We start from the raw sequence: 17,376 nt of genomic DNA on the forward strand, positions 1-17,376 counted from the left end.
ATGCGCTACCTTCTGTGCGTGACCGCGGTCGCCGCGGCGACCCTTCTGACCGCTTGCGGCAAGCAAGAACCTGGGAAGGCGCCCGCTGCGTCGCCACCGGCTGCAACGAACGTCGCTCCGCCCATGCCCGATGTGGGCAAGGTCGGCAACGTCACCACGACTGCGCAAGGCTTCGGTGCCTCGGCCGGCGAGGCTGTGACCGAAGCAATGAAGCTGGCGCTGCTGCAGGTCAATGGTGCGGCTATTCAGTCTGCGACCGTCACAGCCAAATACGGCTTGGACGTGAGTCTCAACCAGGACGCGGCATCGCTGCGTGCCAACGCCTTTGCGGAGGTTGTGGCCCAGCGCTCAGGCGGTGTGATCCAGAATTTCAAGCTGGTTGAATTGCAGGAGCCGTCCGCGTTGGCTGGCAAGCGATACAAGGCGACCATCGAAGCCCAGATCGCCAAGTTCAGTCCTTCCGCAGACATGCAGAAGGTGAAGGTGGTCGTTGGTCAGATTCGCTTCGACAGCCCTGGTTTGCCGATGGGTGACCGTACGTTAGCTTCAGCCGAGGTCGGCGCCACCATTCGCCAGCGCATCAGCGACGCATTGGTGCAGACCGGACGCTTCGCGGTGCTGGACCGCGAACTCAGTCCGGACATGGAGGGCGAGCTGGACATGATCAAGACTGGCCAGGCGCCTGGCGCCGAGTTGGCGAAGCTGTCCCAGGCTGCAAGCGCCGACATCGTGTGGAGCGGCCGCGTGAGCAGCCTGGCGTACAACCGCCACGCACGTCAACTCAAGACCAGCGACCGTGAGCTCGTGAGCTATTCGGGAGGATGGGCCATTTCCGAGAAGCTGGTGAATGTTGCGACCCGGCAGGTGATGGCTTCGGACTCGCTGCGCGGCGAGGCGCCTTCGCTGGCACCGACCACGCTGAGTGCCGGCGTGGACTCCAAGAAGATTCTGGAGGACATGACCACTGACCTGGTGAACCAGGTGGTGACCTCCGTGCTCCAAAGCACCTTCCCGGTGACTGTCGTCTCGCGCGATGGAACGAACGTCGTATTGAGTCAGGGCGGCCAGGCCTTGAAGGAAGGCAGCCGCTACCAGATGGCCGCCATGGGCGCCGAGATGAAGGACCCGCAGACGGGCCAAAGTTTGGGACGTGTCGAGCAGCCATGCTGCGAACTCGTGATTGAGCGCGTGACCCCGAACCTGTCCTATGGCCGATTGGAGAACGTTCGCTCGAATCTGGAACTGCTCCCGATGGGCGGCCTTCAACTCCGCAACGAACTCAAAGGGGTCGCAGTGGCCAAGGCAGAGCTGGCCGCGGCCCCCGCAGCAGGTGAGGCGCCAGGCGCGACTTCGGCTGCCGTTCCCGCGGCACTGGTGGCAGGCGCAGAGCCCTCGCCGAAGATTGTCCAGCCCCGTCCTGCACTGCCAGCCGCACCGGTGGCGCCCCCGAAGACCGACGACAAATGGTGAATTGGCTCGGCGGGACCGCCGGGCCCAGAGCTCCGTTCCGGCCCATCTAACTGCTGCCGCTCGATCGGCCTCGGACGCCAAGATCGCGCCGCCGCTTGAGCCCCTTCGGGCCATGTCGGCACTACCCTTCAAACCGGTTGTCATCTTTCGGCACATGGGAGCCAGTTCGTTTTCGGCATAAAGGAGCCAGTGGATTTCCGCCGTAATGGAGCCAGCTCGTTTTCGGCATATTGGAGCCAGTGGAGTTGAAGGGCGCCTCGATCTGAATGGGTTGTTGCGTGCTGAAGTGGCGACTCGTGAAGTCCCCCACGGAGGCAGCGATGAGCCGAAGGAGAATCGAGATGTTCCAGTACCGAATCGCCCTTGCACAGATGCATCGGGGCGCCTCCGAGCGGGAGATCGCGCGAAGTCATTGCATGGGCCGCCACAAGCTGGCGGACCTGCACGCGTTGGCCGAGCAGCATGGCTGGCTCGACGCGCCTGGCCTTGGACAATGCAGTCTGGGTTCCCAGTTTCCTCACAAAGAACCGCGAACGGCGAACGCCGGATCGCGCGTGAAGCGATCATCGAACCTCGTCAACCACATTTTGCAGACGGCCGATCGAGAGGGGCTGGCCGTCAGGCGGGCACTTCAGCTTGACGAGATGGACAACGTCTCGGAAGGACGAGATGTTTCGTGCTGACATTCGGGAAGAATGCGAGCGAGTGCGCGCGGCGGCCGGAGATTCACCGAGGCCTGCGACCGCCCGGCGCCCCTCCACCCACCAACTGGCGGTTCAAGACTGGCTGCGGCTGTTCGAGTTTTCACGGTGAACGACGGCGGTCACGAAAAGCTGGCTTCGCCCCCTGTCCGATGTGCGACCGGTCTGCCTCGGAACCTACCTCCGATGGCAGGCGACATGCAGGGCCAGGGCTGGGTCAGCAGTGTCACAGTTACCGGGCACAGAAAGGCCGGCAGAGCATATGCGCGCCGCAGCCATGCGCATTGACGCCGTTGAGCAGGTCCGGACGCGGCATGTGAGCGCGCGGGGTAAAGGTCGTTCCGGTGCAGGCAACCAGTTCGACTTGCGCTCCTTGCTGGGTGCATCACGCTGGACATGCAGTGCCAGACCCCATCGGCATCGGGCTTCACGCCAGGCGTCCTGTTGCCGAATCCGTTGGTGTACATGCACTTGCCATGTCGGGTTGCACTGGCGAACGGGTACCAGCGGCTCCGGCATGGCGGGCACTGCGCCTCGCGCAGGGCCTTGGCGGCAGCCTGTCGACGCGAGCGACGCATCCGTCGGAGCCGATGCCGCATTCCCGGCGACCTCCAGGCGCTTCAAAGGGTTGCGTGGTTATCAGGAAAGCCCGAAGCCCAGGCGCTTCAGGGCCGCCTGCAGCAGATGGCGTCCGGACATGGCGTCCGGCCCGCGCACCCGGGCCGCGGCAGGCGCGGTCCAGCCCGCCTCCGGCATGCGTTGGCCGCGCTGGAAGGTTTTCATGCGTTCGTCGAATTCCGCATAGCCCGACGCGGCCGGCGCGGCATAGGTATCCCGATGCAACACCATGGCCTGGGGCAGTCGCGGCTTCACTGCGCTGTCGACGGCCGGGTCGGGATAGCCGATCGAGAGGCCGAAGACCGCGAAACATTCCGGTGGCAGGCGGAGCTCCTGCGCCACGGCTTCCGGCTGGTTGCGCATGGCGCCGATGTAGCAGCAGCCCAGCCCCAGCGATTCGAGGGCAACCACCATGTTCTGCGCGGCCAGGGCCGCATCGGCCACCCCGACCACCAGGCTCTCGAGATAGCCGAGCCCATCCCCGGGCAGGCCCCGGGCGGTGCCCAGCCCGCGCAGGCGCGACAGATCGGCGAGGAACACCAGCAGCAACGGCGCCTCGGCCACGTGGCCCTGGCGACCGGCGAGTGCGGCCAGGCGGGCCTTGCGCGCCGCGTCTTCGACGGCGACCACACTCCAGGCCTGCAAATGCGACGAGGTGGAGGCCGACTGGCCCGCCGCCACCAGCGTCTGCAGCAAATCCGCGGGCAGTGGCCTGTCGCTGTAGGCGCGTACCGACCGGTGCGCCAGCAGCGACTCGAGCACGGCGTTCGGCCGCGCAGCCGGGGCCGTCGGGGCCAGCGCATCGGACGACGCAAGCCCATAGCGCGCGGCGACCGCCTGCCACCAGTGACGCTCCGCGGAGAGATCGGCGCTCATTGGGCAACCTCCGCGCTGCGCGCTGCGGTGCGAGCTTGCTTGGGGCGGCCCGGCGCGGCGCTCATGCCAGCGGCCGCACGACGGACTGGCTGCGCCAGTAGTCGTACAGCGTCTCCGGGCTGTTCACGCCGCCGCCTGTGCCGCTGCGGTTCACGCCGCCGTAGGGCACGCCGTGCGGGAACAGGTTGTGGGCGTTGATCCAGCTGTTGCCGGCCACCATGGCTTCGGCCACGCGCGAAGCTCGGCCCAGGTCGCTGCTCCACACGCTGTTGGCCAAGCCATAGTCGGTGTCGTTGGCCATCTCGACGGCCTGCCGCTCGTCCCTGAACGGGGCCAGGAAAGCCACCGGGCCAAAGACCTCTTCACGCGCGGCGACGTTCTTCAAGTCGCCGGCCATCAACGTGGGTCTCACGTAGAAGCCGTCGTATCCGGGCACGCTCGCCCTGCCGCCGGGCAGCAGCATTTCTGCCCCTTCGCTCTGGCCGAAGCGGTCGTAGATCTTCTCGTGCACCAGCCAGCGTGTCGCGTCGCAGCAGACCTGCCCGCTGTGGGTGGTGATCGCCACCGCCAGCTTGCGCGCGGTGTCTTCCACGTCCACATCGTCGAACACCACCGCGGCGCCCTTGCCGCCGAGCTCGAGCTTGCAGGGGATCAGATTGCGACCGCAGGCCGCGCCCACCAGTTGCCCCACCTCGGGCGAGCCGGTGAACGAAAACCGCTTCAGGCCCGGATGCGCCGACAGCGCGGCGCCGGCCCGGTCGCCCATGCCGGTGACGATGTTGATCACGCCATCGGGAAAGCCGATCTCGCGCGCGAGCCGCGCCAGGTAGATGGCAGAGAGCGGCGTGTCTTCCGCGGGCTTGATCACCACCGTGTTGCCCGCCGCGAGCGCGGGCGAAACGCCCCAGCCGATCAGCAGGAACGGGAAGTTCCATGGAAAGATGAAGCCGCACGGCCCCCAGGCCCTGCGGAAGGTCCAGGCCTCGTGGCCCTGCACCGCCAGCGTGCTGCGGCGCTGCAAGTGCAGGGCCATGGTGTTGAAGTAGCGGAGCGTGTCGACGCAGACCTGAACATCGGCCGCGGCCTGCGCCAGGATCTTGCCTGCGTCCAGCGCCTCGATCTGCGCAATGACAGGTTTGCGCCGCTCGATCTCGTCGGCCAGGCGGTGCAGCCAGACGGCGCGTTCGTTCGCCGGCAGGCCCGACCACGCCGGAAAGGCCCTGGCCGCGGCACGTACGGCCAGGTCGACATCGGCCGCCTGCATGGCGACCACCTGGGCCAGCGGCAGGCCGGTGCCCGGGTCGAGCGTGGTGAAGGTCTGGCCATCGAGGCCAGGCACGTCCTGCCCGCCCACCACGGCCGCGATGGGGCTGGCGGACAGGAACTGCGCGACCTCGGGCAGCATGTCAAACGAAGAGACGGGAGCTTTCATGGAACGTGTCCTCAAGGAAGAATCCTGGCTAGCTGAACGCGACTTCGGCCTTGCCGAAGCCGATGAAATCGACGGTCACGGTTTGCCCGGGCCCGGCACGATTGAGTCCGGTGTAGGTGCCGGTGGTGACCACCTGGCCCGGCTGGATTCCGCCTGCGCTGCGCAACAGGTTGACCAGCTCGACCGTGCGCAGCATCGGGTCGCCGGTGGGATGGCCCCCGACGCTGCGCACGATCTCCTTGCCGTCGATGCACAGCGTGACTTCGAGCTTCGAAAGATCGTGTGCGCGCCAATCGGCGGGCGTCTCGCCCACCACGAAGGCGCCGTTCGACACGCAATCGGCGATGCGGTCGAGCAGCGGCGCGGCGCCATAGTCGGCGAAGCGCGAATCAACGACTTCGATGGCCGCGACGGCGGTGGCCGCATCGGCCACTTCGGCAGGGCTGTAGGCCGCGGCGCGCGCCGGCAAGCCCCGATCGAAACGGAAGGCGATTTCGGCTTCCACCGCGAGCAAGGGCACGAGCGACGACGGCAGGCGGGCCGGGCTGGCCAACAGCCGCGAACCGAGAATGACGCCGCGCGCCAGTTGGCCCCCGACAGGCGCGGCCACTTTCCAGCCGCCCACGCGTTCCTCGAGCCGGGCCACCGTGGCGTCCTGGATGGCATGGGCGTCGGCCAGCGTTGTCGGAGCGATGGCCGCGTCGAAAGGCGCGATGCGCTGGCCGCTCGCGCGTGCCTGCACGAGCTGGCGCGTGGCCGCCTCGAGCGCCTGGGGTGTGATGGTCATGTCCGGTTCCTGTGCTTGCTCAAATCAATGACTTCAATGACGTGATCGGTTGGCACCATGCGGCGGCGCGCGATGGCTGCCGGGCGCGTGGCAATCGGTTTCAGGCGACCGTGCGAATCGGCTGGCCGTCCAGGTAGGCCAGCGCGTTCTCCACGAGTTGCTGGTAGAAGTCGCCAAAAACCTCGGCGGTGCCGTAGCCGTAGTGCGGTGTGAGCACCGTGTTGCGGCAGGCCGCCAGCGGCGAGCCGGCCGGGAGCGGTTCGCGGTGGTGGACATCGAGCGCGGCGAACAGGCGCCCGCCTTGTACGGCCTCGGTCAGCGCGGCCTCGTCGACCAGGCCGGCGCGCGAGGTGTTGACCAGGATCGCGCCCGGCTTCATCGCCGCGAGCTCGGCCCGCCCCACGATGCCGCGCGTGCGGTCGGACAGCACCAGGTGCAGGCTGACCACGTCCGAGCCGGCCAGCAGTTGCGCCTTGTCGCACAGGGTGGCACCGGCAGCCTGGGCGGCCTCGGCGGTCATGTTCTGGCTCCAGGCCTGCACCTTCATGCCGAGCGCGCGGCCATAGCCCGCCATGCGCGAGCCGATGTTGCCCAGGCCCATCACGCCCAAGGTCTTGCCGGCCAGCAGCATGCCGGCCCGCGTGCCCTGCTGGAAGCGGCCGGCGCGCGCCGCCGCGTCTCCGGCGGGCACGTCGCGGGCGATGGCCAGCATCAAGGCCAGTGCCATTTCGGCCGTCGATTCCGCGCCGGGCCCGGTGCCGGTGGTGCAGACGACGATGCCGTGCTTCACCATGCCGGCGATGTCGACCAGCGCCCCGCGCGAGCCGGTGAGCGCGAACATGCGCAGACGCGGCAGGCGCTCGACCAGCGTCATCGGGAACGGCGTGCGTTCGCGCATCGCCAGCACGATGTCGAAGGCGGCCAGTGCCTGGGCGGCTTCGTCCTGGCTGGCGAAGGGTCTGTCGAAGAACACCACCTCGGCGCGCGCCTTCAGGGCGGTCCAGTCGGCGCTGCCGGCGGCGGCGTTCTGCCAGTCATCGAGGACGGCGATGCGCACGTCGGATTGGTTGGCAAGGGTCATGGCATCACGCTCCACGTCCGAGATTGCGGGCGAACAGGTCCATCAGCTTGTCCCAGGTGGCCTCGGAGGCGACGGGGTTGTAGTCGGGCCGGGCGGCGAAGCAGTAGCCGTGGTGTGTGCCCGGCACCACCTCCACCTCGTGGCGCACGCCGGCCTTCTCGAGCGCGGCCTTGAGATCGGGCGCCACATGGGCGGGCACGCTCGGGTCGACTTCGGCGAAGCCGGCGTACAGCTCGCCCTGGATCTGCGCGGCCAGCAGGTGCGGCGAATCGGGCTTGTCGGTCACCATGTCGACGCCGTAGAGCGAGGCCACGGCCCGCACGCGGCTGAAGCGTGCGGCGACGGTGGTGACGAAGGGCCCGCTCATGCAGTGACCCACGCAGCCGATCGGGCCAGGGCTCACTTGCTCCTGCGCGTCGAGGAAGGCGATCATGCCGCCCGTGTCGTCGACCACCTCGGCGTTGGACAGGCTGCGCATCGCGCCGCGAATCAGCACCGACATCGCCTCGGTGCGGCGCGACACGTCGAAACGCAGCGTGCCCAGGCGGTAGTAGAGGTCGGGCAGCAGGCAGTAGTAGCCGTGCTTGGCCATGCGCCGGGCCATGTTGCGCAGCTCTTCGCGAAAGCCGGGCGCGTCCATGTAGAGGATGACCGCGGGATACGGCCCAGGCGCCGACGGGCAGGCCGCGAAGACTGGCATGCTGCCGTACTTGGTCGGGATGAGTGCGTCCCTCTCGATCATCGCGCGGCTCCCGCGGTGGCCAGCGCGGCGGCCTCGGTGCCGCCGTAGGGCACGGTGGCGGTCCAGTTGTCGAGCATCTGCCGGGCGCCGGAAACGATCACCTCGTTGATCCACACGTACTTCATGAAGTGTTCGCGCACGCGTTTGCCCGATGCGACGATGCGCCGCGTGGCGTCGGCCACGGCGGCCTTGACCTCGGGGTGGTCGGCGCGGCCGGGGTGGCCCATGTCCTGCGCCAGGTCGAGCATGCCGAAGCTCAGATAGTCCACGCCTTCGATGGCGGCCAGCTCGCCGGCCAGTGCCAGGCCGGCGCGGCTTTCCAGCATCAGGCAGACCGACACGGCATCGTTGCAGGCCTGCATGTAGGTCGTGCGATCCCCGATGCGCATGCCGTGCTCGGGCCGGCCGGCACCGAACGACCGGGCGCCGATCGGCCCGAAGTAGGCGGCGTTGACCACCTGCCGCGCGTCTTTCAGGGTTTCGATGTGCGGCGCCACGATACCCTTCACGCCGCGGTCCATGAACCGCGTGATCGTGCCTGCCGACAGGTCGGGCACGCGCGCGATCAGCGTGAGCCGGTGGCGTTCCGCCGCCATGCACGCGGCTTCGATGTCGCGCCCGTCGAAGCAGCCGTGTTCGCCGTCGATGTAGATGAACTGCAGGTCGGCGGCGCTGAGCACCTCGATCACCGTGGGCGCGGGAAAGGTCAGGTGCACGCCGCGGATCGCATCGCCCGAGGCTGCTGCCCGCTTGACGTGGTTGGGAATCTTCAGCGGGTCGATGTGGAAGGTGTCGTTGTTCATACGGGTGTGGCCTGGGCCATCTTGACGAGGTCGGGTGGAAAGAGTTCGGGCAGCTTGGCGATGACGGGCGCGCAGGCCTTGCGGAAGGATTCGGCGTCCGGGTCGAGCGTGACCTGCATGCCCTGGGCCTTGAGGAAGGCGTAGGCCTCCAACTCGTCCTTCTGGGTGTAGTCGCGCAGGTAGTTGTCGGCCTCCGTGGCCGCGGCCAGGAAAGCGGCCTTTTCGTCGGGGTTCAGGCTGGCGAAGAATTTCGGGTTGGCGATGGTGTAGCCGGTGGTCAGCACGTGGTCGGTCTTGGTGACGAACTTCTGCACCTCGTAGTACTTGTTCGACTTGACCACCGAAGGCGGCGTGTCCTGCCCGTCGGCCACACCCTGGCGCAGCGCAAGGTAGAGCTCGCTCAGGTCCACCGCCACGGTGGACGCGCCCATGGCCTGCATCATCGCGATGTAGGCCTTGGAGACCGGCACCCGCATCTTCAGGTCCTGCAGGTCCTTGGCCGAAGTGACGGCGCGCTTGTTGTTGGTGATGCAGCGGAAGCCCAGGTCGGTCCAGCCGGTGAGCACGAAGCCCTTGTCCATGCAGCGCCTGGCCAACTCGGCGCCGAACGCACCGCCAAACGCGCCATAGGCCTGGGCCCGGCTCTTCCACAGGAAGGGCGCGTCGGTGATCGCCAGCTCCGGCACCCAGTTGCTCAGGCCGACGCCGATCGCGCCCATCTCCAGCGCGCCGCTGCGCACGGCCTGCCCGGTGTCGCGTTCGTTGCCCATCTGCGCATTGGGAAAGATCTGCACCTGGATCTTGCCGCCGGTCCTGGCCTCGATGCCTTTCTTGAACTGCTCGGCCCAGAGGTGCCAGCCGTGCATCAGCGGTGCGGTGTGGGCAAAGCGGATGCGCTTGGTGGTGGCCTGCGCAGCGGCTGGAAAGGGCAGCGCGGCGGCCAGCGCGGTGCCGGCGGCGGCGCCGAGCAGATGGCGGCGCACGCGGCTGGCGAGCGCCTGGGTGGGGTTGAAGGCGTTCAACTTGTCTCCTTGGTGGTCTTAGCTCTTGAATCCGAGCAGGTGCGGAAGAAAGGTGGTGATGGCCGGGAAGAACATCACCAGCAACAGCCCGGCCAGCAGCACCGACAGGTACAGCATCATGGGTTTGGTGGCGAGTTCGACCTTCGCCCCGCAGATCGCGCAGGCGACGTACAGCGCAATGCCGATCGGCGGCAGGATGACGCCCAGGCCGAACGACTGCGCCATCACGATGCCGTAGTGCAGCGGGTCGATGCCGAGCTGCTGCGCCACTGGCAGCAACAGCGGCGCGAGGATCACGATCGTGACGAAACTTTCCAGCAGCGCACCCAGCATCACGGTGATGATGATCACCGCCGGCAGGAAGGTGGCTGCGCCCAGGCCGGCGACGAAGCCGGCGATGGCGGTGGTCACGCCTTCGAGCGTCAGCGCCCACGAGAAGATGGTGGCCGCACTGACCGTGAAGAACACCATGCCGTTGAGCAGCGAGGCCTGGGTCAGGATCTCCCAGAAGCTCTTGCGGTTGATGTTGCGGTTGATGAGGCCCAGGCCCAGCGCGTACAGCACGGCGAAGGTCGACACCTCGGTCGGCGTGCCGATGCCGCCGACGATTCCGCCGATGAGGATGGCCGGCATCATCAGCGGCAGCAGCGCCTTGCGGCCCTTCTCGACCACCACCCTGGCGGGCGCCCGGGGAATCGGCGTCCAGCGGGCCGAGCCGGCGCGCAGCCGCACCACCAGCATCAGGCACAGGCCCATGGTGGCCGCGGGGATCAGCCCCGCGATGAACAGCGCGCCGGTCGAGATCGACGTGGCCGAGCCCAGCAGGATGAGCGCGATGCTTGGCGGCACGGATTCGGCCATGGCGGCCGAGGCCGCGAGCAGCGCGGCGCGTTCTTCCGGCGCATAGCCATGGGCCTGCAGTTTCTTGTTCATCGGCAGGCCGACCATCGCCATGTCGGCCGCCTTCGAGCCCGAGATGCAAGACGAGATGTAGACCCCGAGGATCATCACCTGCAACAGCCCGCCCTTCAGATGGCCGATCAGCGCACCGATGAATTCGACGATGTTCAGCCCGACGTCGGCCCGGTCCATGATGAAACCGGCCAGGATGAAAAACGGCAGGGCCAGGAAGATGAAGCCACCCGAGCCGCGCTGTGCGTTGACCACCACCGACACCATGTCGGCCGAGCCCATGGCCTGCACGCAGGCGATGCCGATCACCGCCAGCACGAAGCCGACCGGCACGCCAATGGCCGTCAGGCCGAAGAACATCAGGAACAGAAGCGCATACAGCACACTCGGGTTGGCGCCCAGGAACGCGCTGCCTGCCAGGAAGGCGAGGATCGGCAGCCCCACCAGGGCGGTGGCGGCCAGCCGGGTCCGCCAGCTGCGCGCCAGCAGCGACGCACCGGCATGCAGCACGAAGAGAAACGCACCGGCGGTGATGGGCAGCGTCATCCACGCGTACGAGATGTCGAGCAGCACGGTCTTTTCCTGCATCGTGGCCAGCAGCAGCGGCACCGAATAGCCGCCGATCAGCAGCGACACCAGCACCACGGTCCACTCGGCCGCGCCGCGCAGGATCTCCTGCCACTGTGCCGGCAGCCGGTCGACCAGCAGGTTGATGGCGATGAACTGACCGCGGCTGTAGGCCACTGCACCGCCGAGGAAGGCCAGCGTGACGAGGAACAACGGCGAAAGTTCGTCGATGCCCATCAGGGCCGACGAATGGAAGATCGCGCGGGCCATGGTGCCGGCGAACACCAGCAGCACCTGCAGCACCAGGGTCACGTTCAGCAGCCACAGCACGCCGCGGTCGACCCGCTTCATCCACGGCGGCAGCAGGTCCTGGTGGCGGGCCGCCTGGCTATTGGCCACGTGGGCCGACGGTACGGCCTCGGCGTCCGCGGGCTGGGCGGCGGCTGCAAACGTGCGGTCGCCATATGCCGGCGCCACCAGGGCGCCTTCCAGCTTGTTCATCTTTGTCTCCTCGTGCACCGAACGTTGGCGCTGCAGCTTCCTGCGTGCGCCTCCTTGGGGATCCGCTTCAAGGCCTCTGCGGGCCTGGGACGAATATTGACCTCTCATTCATATAAAAAAAAGTCAATTCTTGGAGGGGGTAACAATAGAATATTTCGATCATGAACGTCACCCTGGACCAGCTCAAGGCCTTCGAGCGGATCGTGCGCCTGGGCACATTCCATGCCGCGGCGATGGACTTGCATCTGACGCAGCCCAGCGTGTCGACCCGTATCAAGGAACTGGAGAGCGCGCTGAACGTGCAGCTGTTCGTGCGCAATGGCCCGCGCATCAGCATGACGGCCGAAGGCCATGCACTGATCGAATACGCGGACCGCACGCTCGGCACGGTGGGCGAAATCGTGCAGCGCTTCCGCACGCGGGACCCGCTGAAGGGCCTCCTGCGGCTCGGCATGAACGAGAGCTTCGCCATGATCTCGGTGCTCGACCTGGTGCGTCGGCTGGAGCACTACTACCCTGCGATCCGCACCTCGATCTTCGTCGGCGACACGGGCACGGTGAGCCAGATGCTCAACGAGCAGAAACTGGACATCGCCATCGTCTCCGATCCGAACGTCGACGCGCACGTGACGCAGCAAAGCCTGGGCAAGAACCATTTCGGCTGGTTCGCCCATTCCAGCTTCGCGATGACGCGCGAAACCTACACGCCGGCAGATCTCTGCGCGCTGCACCTGTTCATCAGCCCGCCCACTGCGCGGCTGCATGCCACGGCAACGAACTGGTTCGCCAGCGCACAGGTGACGCCGGAACGGGTCAGTACCTGCAATTCGCTGTGGGTGACGGTGCAAACCGTGCTGCAGGGGCTGGGCGTGGGGCTGCTGCCCATTCGCGTCATGCAGGCCGAACTGGAGTCTTTCCGCGTCAAGCGCCTGCCGGTCAAGCCCGAGATCGAACCCCACAACGTCTCGATTTGCTATCAGACCAGCGAATTCGGCCCCGGGCTGAGGACCCTGGTGGACCTGACCCGGGAACTGATCGAACACCACAAGCTTTTCCTGGGCGACGTGGCCTGACAGCCTGCTGAAATCTCCCCGCCAGTCGGCGCGTGACAGCCCACTGGCGCAGGCAGTTGATTACGGGCCCTGGTCTGCAGTGAGGTGCCCGCCGTTTTTTGTCTTCCCCTCGACGACGCGGTACACAGTCGTCTACGGGCCCGCCATCCGCCATCAGCCCGAGGGCTTCTTGCTCCGCCACGACGTGCGCTCCACCGGTAAGACCCCTGGTGTGGCGCCTGCTACCGCTGGCTGGGAACGCGGAACTTCGGCGTCGGCGTCCGACGCGCCGCAAGGCCCCAGGACGATTCAGTTCAGCTTGATGTCGTAGGTCTTCACGATGGCTGCATTGCGGTCGTATTCTTCGCGCACCGCCTGCCCCAGCTTGTCGACAGGCTGGGCTTCGATGGGGTCGAAGCCGTTGGCCAGCAGGCGCTGCTTCACGGCCGGCAAAGCGCCGATACGGGCCAAGGCAGCGTGGATTTTCTGGACGAGTTCAGGAGCCATCTTGCTGCTTGCGATCACCCCCATCCAGTTGCCGAACACCAGATCCGGGTAGCCCAGTTCCGTCATGGTCGGCACATTGGGCAATTGCGGCGAGCGCGCTTTCGATGCCACGGCGAACACCTTGAGCTTTCCACTGTCGATCAGCGACTTGGAGGTGGTGAGTCCGTCGAACATGAGAGGGATGCGGCCCGCCATCACGTCCACCAGCGCCGGGGGCGAGCCGGGGTAGGGCACGTGCTGCAGGTCCAGCCCCGCCTCCTTGCTGAACATCAGTCCCGCGTATTGCGAGCTGGTTCCGGGGCTGTACGAGGCAAAGCCGAACTGGCCCGGCTTGCCCTTGAGGTAGGCCACCAGTCCCTTCACGTCCGACGCGGGCAGCGTGGGCGAGCCCACGAGCACGGACGTGCCCTTGGCCACGGCGGCGATGGGCTTCACGTCCTTCAGCGGGTCGAAGCCGCCCTTGAGCACCAGGGGCACTTCGGTGAGGACGTTGCTCGCACACACCACCAGCGTCAGGCCGTCCGCCGGCTGCGACAGCATGTACTTGATGGCGATCGCGCCGCCCGCGCCGGGCCTGTTTTCCACCACCACGGTCTGGCCGGTTTCCGCCGCGAGGGCATCGCTCACCAGCCGTGCGAACACGTCGGCCGAGCCGCCCGCCGGCCCCGTCACGACCAGATGGATGGGCTTGTCGACCCAGGCAGAGGCGTTGACGGCAAAAGCGCTCGGCGCGGCCAGCAAAGCACAGGCGGCAGCGGCCAGCGCGTGGCGGCGGCTGATGGCGAAATGGGGCATGGGTGTCTCGTGTCGTAGTGTTTTCGAAGGGCCGGATCTTCGCCCCGCTGTCCGGACACCGCTTTGCTTAACGTGCCATTCACTTCGCTTTTCACGCCAACGGCCTGCGTCCCAGGTTCGCAAGTCGATATCCCGAAATTACAGAGCCAGTGTGTGTGCCGAACTTCGTTGCCGTCGACTGCTGTGCCTGTCTCCCCATCCGTACCGTGTACGTGAGGTGGGTGCTTGACTCCGCTACGTCACCTCGCGCCGGGTGACGTCAGCCGTAGAACGGCGAGTTCAGCCCGTCCGACAAGGCCGACGAGAGTCGTGCGATGGGGCGAGGACACAACTTGGCGCGTTGGCGGCTCATTGCAGCGCTACTCGTTGACCAGCCGCCTGGCTCGCAGGAGCGACCGGCGTCATGGTCTCGCGCACCAGTTGCGCATAGGCATTGGCGGCGGGTGACAAGGTGCGGGCAGCCAGCGTCACCAGGCTGTAGCGGGTCAGCATGTTGGCCTGGCCTTCGATGACCACGGGCAGCAATGCCGCGGCCTTGCCGGCTGCCACGCTGGCCACCGGTATCAGGATCAGAGCGTCCGCCTCCAGTGCCAGGTGCCGCAGGGTTTCGGAATCGTCGCAAGCCACGTTGAAGAAGGCGCGGTCTGTCCGGCTGGACAGGCTGTCGAAGTGCGTCGTGACAATGCCCGGCAGGTTCGGGCTTGCGATCGGAAAGTCCATCGCCCGGTCGACCGTCACCCGCTTCAGCTTCAGGAGCGGATGCCTGGCGCGCACGAAGAAAGCCACTGGCGTATTGGGGAGTCGCTCGATCTTCAAGCCCGGTTGCTTGACCAGGTCGCGCGTGTCGGCAATGAACAGGTCGATCTGGCGACGCTGGAGCCGCTCGCACAGCGTGATCGTGTCAGCGACCTCGACACGTGCCGTGAGTTGAGGGTATTGGCGGGTCAGCTGTGCCAGCGCCGCCCGGCCCGGCGTGGCGGCCGCGAAGGGCCCGAGGCCGACATGCAGGCTCCCCATCAGCAACCCGTCCAGCTTCAGCACGTCGCGCTGGATCTGAGCCGCATTGGCCAGCATTTCGCGCGCACGCGCCAGCACCAGTTCACCCGCTGCGGTAAAGCGCACCGTGCCGTAGGCCCGGTCGACGAGGCGGGTCTTCAGGCTCTCTTCCAGGTTTTCGATGCTGCGCGACAGCGCGGGCTGAGAGAGGTGGCTGGCCTCGGCTGCACCGCCGAAGCTGCCGCGCTCGGCAAGGGCCACGAGGTGTCGAAGCTGGCGCAGCTGCATTTTGCGAAATAGGTAAAAAGGAGAAGCATATTTTGCATTGGACAGTTATTTGTGCACTGCAGAAAATTCAGCCATTCAACACCCCGCAACAGAAAGAATCGACGTGAAATTCACACTGCACCGTTCGACGGAGACAACCCCCAGGATCAAGCCGTCAGGCACCCCATGGTTGGCCACGGCAGTCGCCGTTGCATGCGCCCTGAGCGCCTCGCTTGCCTTCGCGCAAGGCGCATCCAGCCCGGCGGAGCCGGCCACGCTCAAGGCCAACGCCGACATGGCGAAGACCTTGCCTTTCAACAACCGGCAGGACTTCGACGACGCGATGCGCGGCTTCATCGGCACGGTGCCCGACGCACTCGTGCCCGGCACCGGAACGCGCCCGGTCTTCAGCATGAAGCCCTACGAATTCCTCAAGAGCAGCGAGGCGGCCGATACCGTCAACCCGAGCTTGTGGCGCCAGGCGCAGCTCAACGCGATCCACGGCCTGTTCAAGGTGACCGACCGCGTCTACCAGGTGCGCGGCTTCGACATCGCGAACATGACCATCATCGAGGGCAACACCTCGCTGATCATCATCGACCCGTTGCTCACTGCCGAATCAGCACGCGTCGCGCTCGACCTCTACTACCAGCATCGGCCGAGGAAGCCGGTGGGCACGGTGATCTACACGCATGGCCATGGCGACCACTTCGGCGGCGTGAAGGGCGTCACGACCGATGCGGACGTGGCCGCCGGCAAGGTACAGGTCATCGCGCCGGGTGGCTTCATGGAAACCGCCGTGGCAGAGAACATCCTCGCCGGCAATGCCATGAGCCGCCGCGCGCAATACCAGTTCGGCTCGCTGCTGCCGCCGGGCCCGCGCGGCCAGGTCGACACCGGCCTCGGCAAGGCGCTGGCGCGCGGCAGCATCACGCTGATCGCGCCGACATCGACCATCGACAAGCCCACGGAACGTCGCACTATCGACGGCGTGGAGGTGGTGTTCCAGCTCGTGCCAGGTTCCGAGGCGCCGTCGGAAATGCTGATGTACCTGCCGCAGTTCCGCGTGCTCAACATGGCGGAGGACGTGACGCACACCATGCACAACCTCTACACCATCCGCGGCGCCGAAGTGCGCGACGGCAACCTGTGGGCCAAGTACATCGACGATGCCCGCGTGACCTGGGGCGACAAGACCGACTTCCTTATCGCCCAGCACCATTGGCCGACCGCGGGGCAGGGCCGCATCGTCGAGCTGATGAAGAAGCAGCGCGACATGTACAAGTTCATCAACGACCAGTCGCTGCGCCTGCTGAACCAGGGCTACACCGGGCAGGAGATCGCGGAGACGCTGAAGATGCCCGCGAGCCTGGAGCAGGAATGGTCGACGCGCGGCTACTACGGCACGCTGCGCCACAACGCCAAGGCTGTCTACCAGAAGTACCTGGGTTGGTATGACGCGAACCCGGCCAACCTCAACCCGCTGCCGCCGGTCGACTACGCCCGCAAGACGATCCAGTACATGGGCGGCGCCGACGCGGTGGTCGCGCGGGCGCGCGACGACTTTGCGAAGGGCGAGTACCGCTGGGTCGCGAGCGCGATGAACCAGGTCGTGTACGCCGACCCGGCCAACAAGGCGGCGCGCGAACTGGGCGCCAACGCGCTGGAGCAGCTCGGCTATCAATCCGAGGCCGGTACCTGGCGCAGCGCCTACCTCGTGGGTGCGATGGAACTGCGCACCGGCGTGCCGAAGATCAGCGGCGGCAGCAGCGTCAACGCGGACACGCTGAAGGCGGTGAGCAACGACCTGTTCTTCGACTTCCTCGGCGTGCGCCTCGACGCCACCAAGGCCGAAGGCAAGTCGATGGTGATCAACTGGAACTTCACCGACTCGAAGCAGACCTTCGTACTGACCCTGGAGAACTCGGCGCTGACGCACTTGAGCAGTCGCCAGGATGCCGGCGCCGATGCCACGGTGACGCTAGCGCGCGCCACGCTCGACGCCATCACCTTGAAGCAGACGACCTTCCCCGAGGCCGTGCAGGCCGGGCTGGTGAAGATCGACGGCAACCGGGCCAAGCTGGGCGAGTTGCTCGGCATGCTGGACACCTTCGATCCGATGTTCAAGGTGGTCGAACCGCGCGTGGCAGTGGACTGATCGCGCGTCTTCCCTGGGACGGCTGGGGGGCGGGAAATCCCTCCCGCCTCGGCGCTTGAATCGCAGGTGATTCTTTTGATAATCCGCAT

The 17,376-nt window shown here is 66.7% G+C and carries 14 protein-coding genes; 4 read left to right on the forward strand and 10 right to left on the reverse strand.

What is annotated here, in order from left to right; translation table 11 throughout:
• Nucleotides 1-1,470: a CsgG/HfaB family protein gene (locus HB681_RS05045; RefSeq protein ID WP_213953670.1), complete on the forward strand. Its 1,470-nt coding sequence runs from the start codon at nucleotides 1-3 to the stop codon at nucleotides 1,468-1,470.
• Nucleotides 1,471-1,811: 341 nt separating this feature from the next.
• Entirely contained in the window at nucleotides 1,812-2,153 is a 342-nt protein-coding gene (locus HB681_RS05050; RefSeq protein ID WP_213953671.1) for a hypothetical protein, read from the forward strand.
• Nucleotides 2,154-2,810: 657 nt separating this feature from the next.
• On the opposite strand, the gene HB681_RS05055 is transcribed toward HB681_RS05050, so the two are convergent.
• The 8 genes from HB681_RS05055 to HB681_RS05090 all read right to left on the reverse strand — a co-directional run bounded on the left by HB681_RS05055 (nucleotide 2,811) and on the right by HB681_RS05090 (nucleotide 11,512).
• Entirely contained in the window at nucleotides 2,811-3,665 is an 855-nt protein-coding gene (locus tag HB681_RS05055) for an NADPH-dependent oxidoreductase (RefSeq protein WP_213953672.1), read from the reverse strand.
• Between the two features lie 61 nt (nucleotides 3,666-3,726).
• Entirely contained in the window at nucleotides 3,727-5,097 is a 1,371-nt protein-coding gene (locus HB681_RS05060) for an aldehyde dehydrogenase family protein (protein ID WP_213953673.1), read from the reverse strand.
• A 28-nt stretch (nucleotides 5,098-5,125) separates the two neighbouring features.
• On the reverse strand, nucleotides 5,126-5,884 hold the full coding sequence (locus HB681_RS05065; protein ID WP_213953674.1) for a fumarylacetoacetate hydrolase family protein: 759 nt from the start codon (nucleotides 5,882-5,884) through the stop codon (nucleotides 5,126-5,128).
• Nucleotides 5,885-5,984: 100 nt separating this feature from the next.
• Nucleotides 5,985-6,965: a D-2-hydroxyacid dehydrogenase family protein gene (locus HB681_RS05070; RefSeq protein ID WP_213953675.1), complete on the reverse strand. Its 981-nt coding sequence runs from the start codon at nucleotides 6,963-6,965 to the stop codon at nucleotides 5,985-5,987.
• 4 nt (nucleotides 6,966-6,969) lie between these two features.
• Nucleotides 6,970-7,707: a dienelactone hydrolase family protein gene (locus tag HB681_RS05075; protein WP_213953676.1), complete on the reverse strand. Its 738-nt coding sequence runs from the start codon at nucleotides 7,705-7,707 to the stop codon at nucleotides 6,970-6,972.
• Nucleotides 7,704-8,510, reverse strand: coding sequence for an aldolase/citrate lyase family protein (locus HB681_RS05080; RefSeq protein WP_213953677.1), 807 nt, complete (start codon nucleotides 8,508-8,510; stop codon nucleotides 7,704-7,706). The genes HB681_RS05075 and HB681_RS05080 overlap by 4 nt, the downstream gene beginning before the upstream one ends.
• Entirely contained in the window at nucleotides 8,507-9,532 is a 1,026-nt protein-coding gene (locus tag HB681_RS05085) for a TRAP transporter substrate-binding protein (protein WP_213953678.1), read from the reverse strand. Before HB681_RS05085 ends, HB681_RS05080 begins: the two co-directional genes overlap by 4 nt.
• An 18-nt stretch (nucleotides 9,533-9,550) precedes the next feature.
• Complete coding sequence (locus HB681_RS05090; RefSeq protein WP_213953679.1) at nucleotides 9,551-11,512, reverse strand: TRAP transporter large permease subunit; 1,962 nt, start codon at nucleotides 11,510-11,512, stop codon at nucleotides 9,551-9,553.
• Nucleotides 11,513-11,673: 161 nt separating this feature from the next.
• On the opposite strand from HB681_RS05090, the gene HB681_RS05095 reads away from it, so the two are divergent.
• Nucleotides 11,674-12,585 carry a LysR family transcriptional regulator gene (locus tag HB681_RS05095; protein WP_213953680.1) on the forward strand — a complete coding sequence of 304 codons (912 nt, stop codon included), beginning with the start codon at nucleotides 11,674-11,676 and terminating at the stop codon, nucleotides 12,583-12,585.
• A gap of 288 nt (nucleotides 12,586-12,873) precedes the next feature.
• Here HB681_RS05095 and HB681_RS05100 read toward each other — a convergent pair whose 3' ends face one another.
• Both HB681_RS05100 and HB681_RS05105 read right to left on the reverse strand, forming a co-directional pair.
• Entirely contained in the window at nucleotides 12,874-13,866 is a 993-nt protein-coding gene (locus HB681_RS05100; RefSeq protein WP_213953681.1) for a tripartite tricarboxylate transporter substrate binding protein, read from the reverse strand.
• Between the two features lie 348 nt (nucleotides 13,867-14,214).
• A complete protein-coding gene (locus HB681_RS05105) occupies nucleotides 14,215-15,150 on the reverse strand; it encodes a LysR family transcriptional regulator (protein WP_213953682.1) in 936 nt (311 codons plus the stop codon).
• A 169-nt stretch (nucleotides 15,151-15,319) separates the two neighbouring features.
• Here HB681_RS05105 and HB681_RS05110 point away from each other — a divergent pair, with 169 nt between their 5' ends.
• On the forward strand, nucleotides 15,320-17,287 hold the full coding sequence (locus HB681_RS05110) for an alkyl sulfatase dimerization domain-containing protein (RefSeq protein ID WP_213953890.1): 1,968 nt from the start codon (nucleotides 15,320-15,322) through the stop codon (nucleotides 17,285-17,287).
• The last annotated feature ends 89 nt before the right edge of the window (nucleotides 17,288-17,376 follow it).

The sequence above is a fragment of the Variovorax sp. dw_954 genome (assembly GCF_018449755.1).
GTDB lineage: Bacteria > Pseudomonadota > Gammaproteobacteria > Burkholderiales > Burkholderiaceae_C > Variovorax.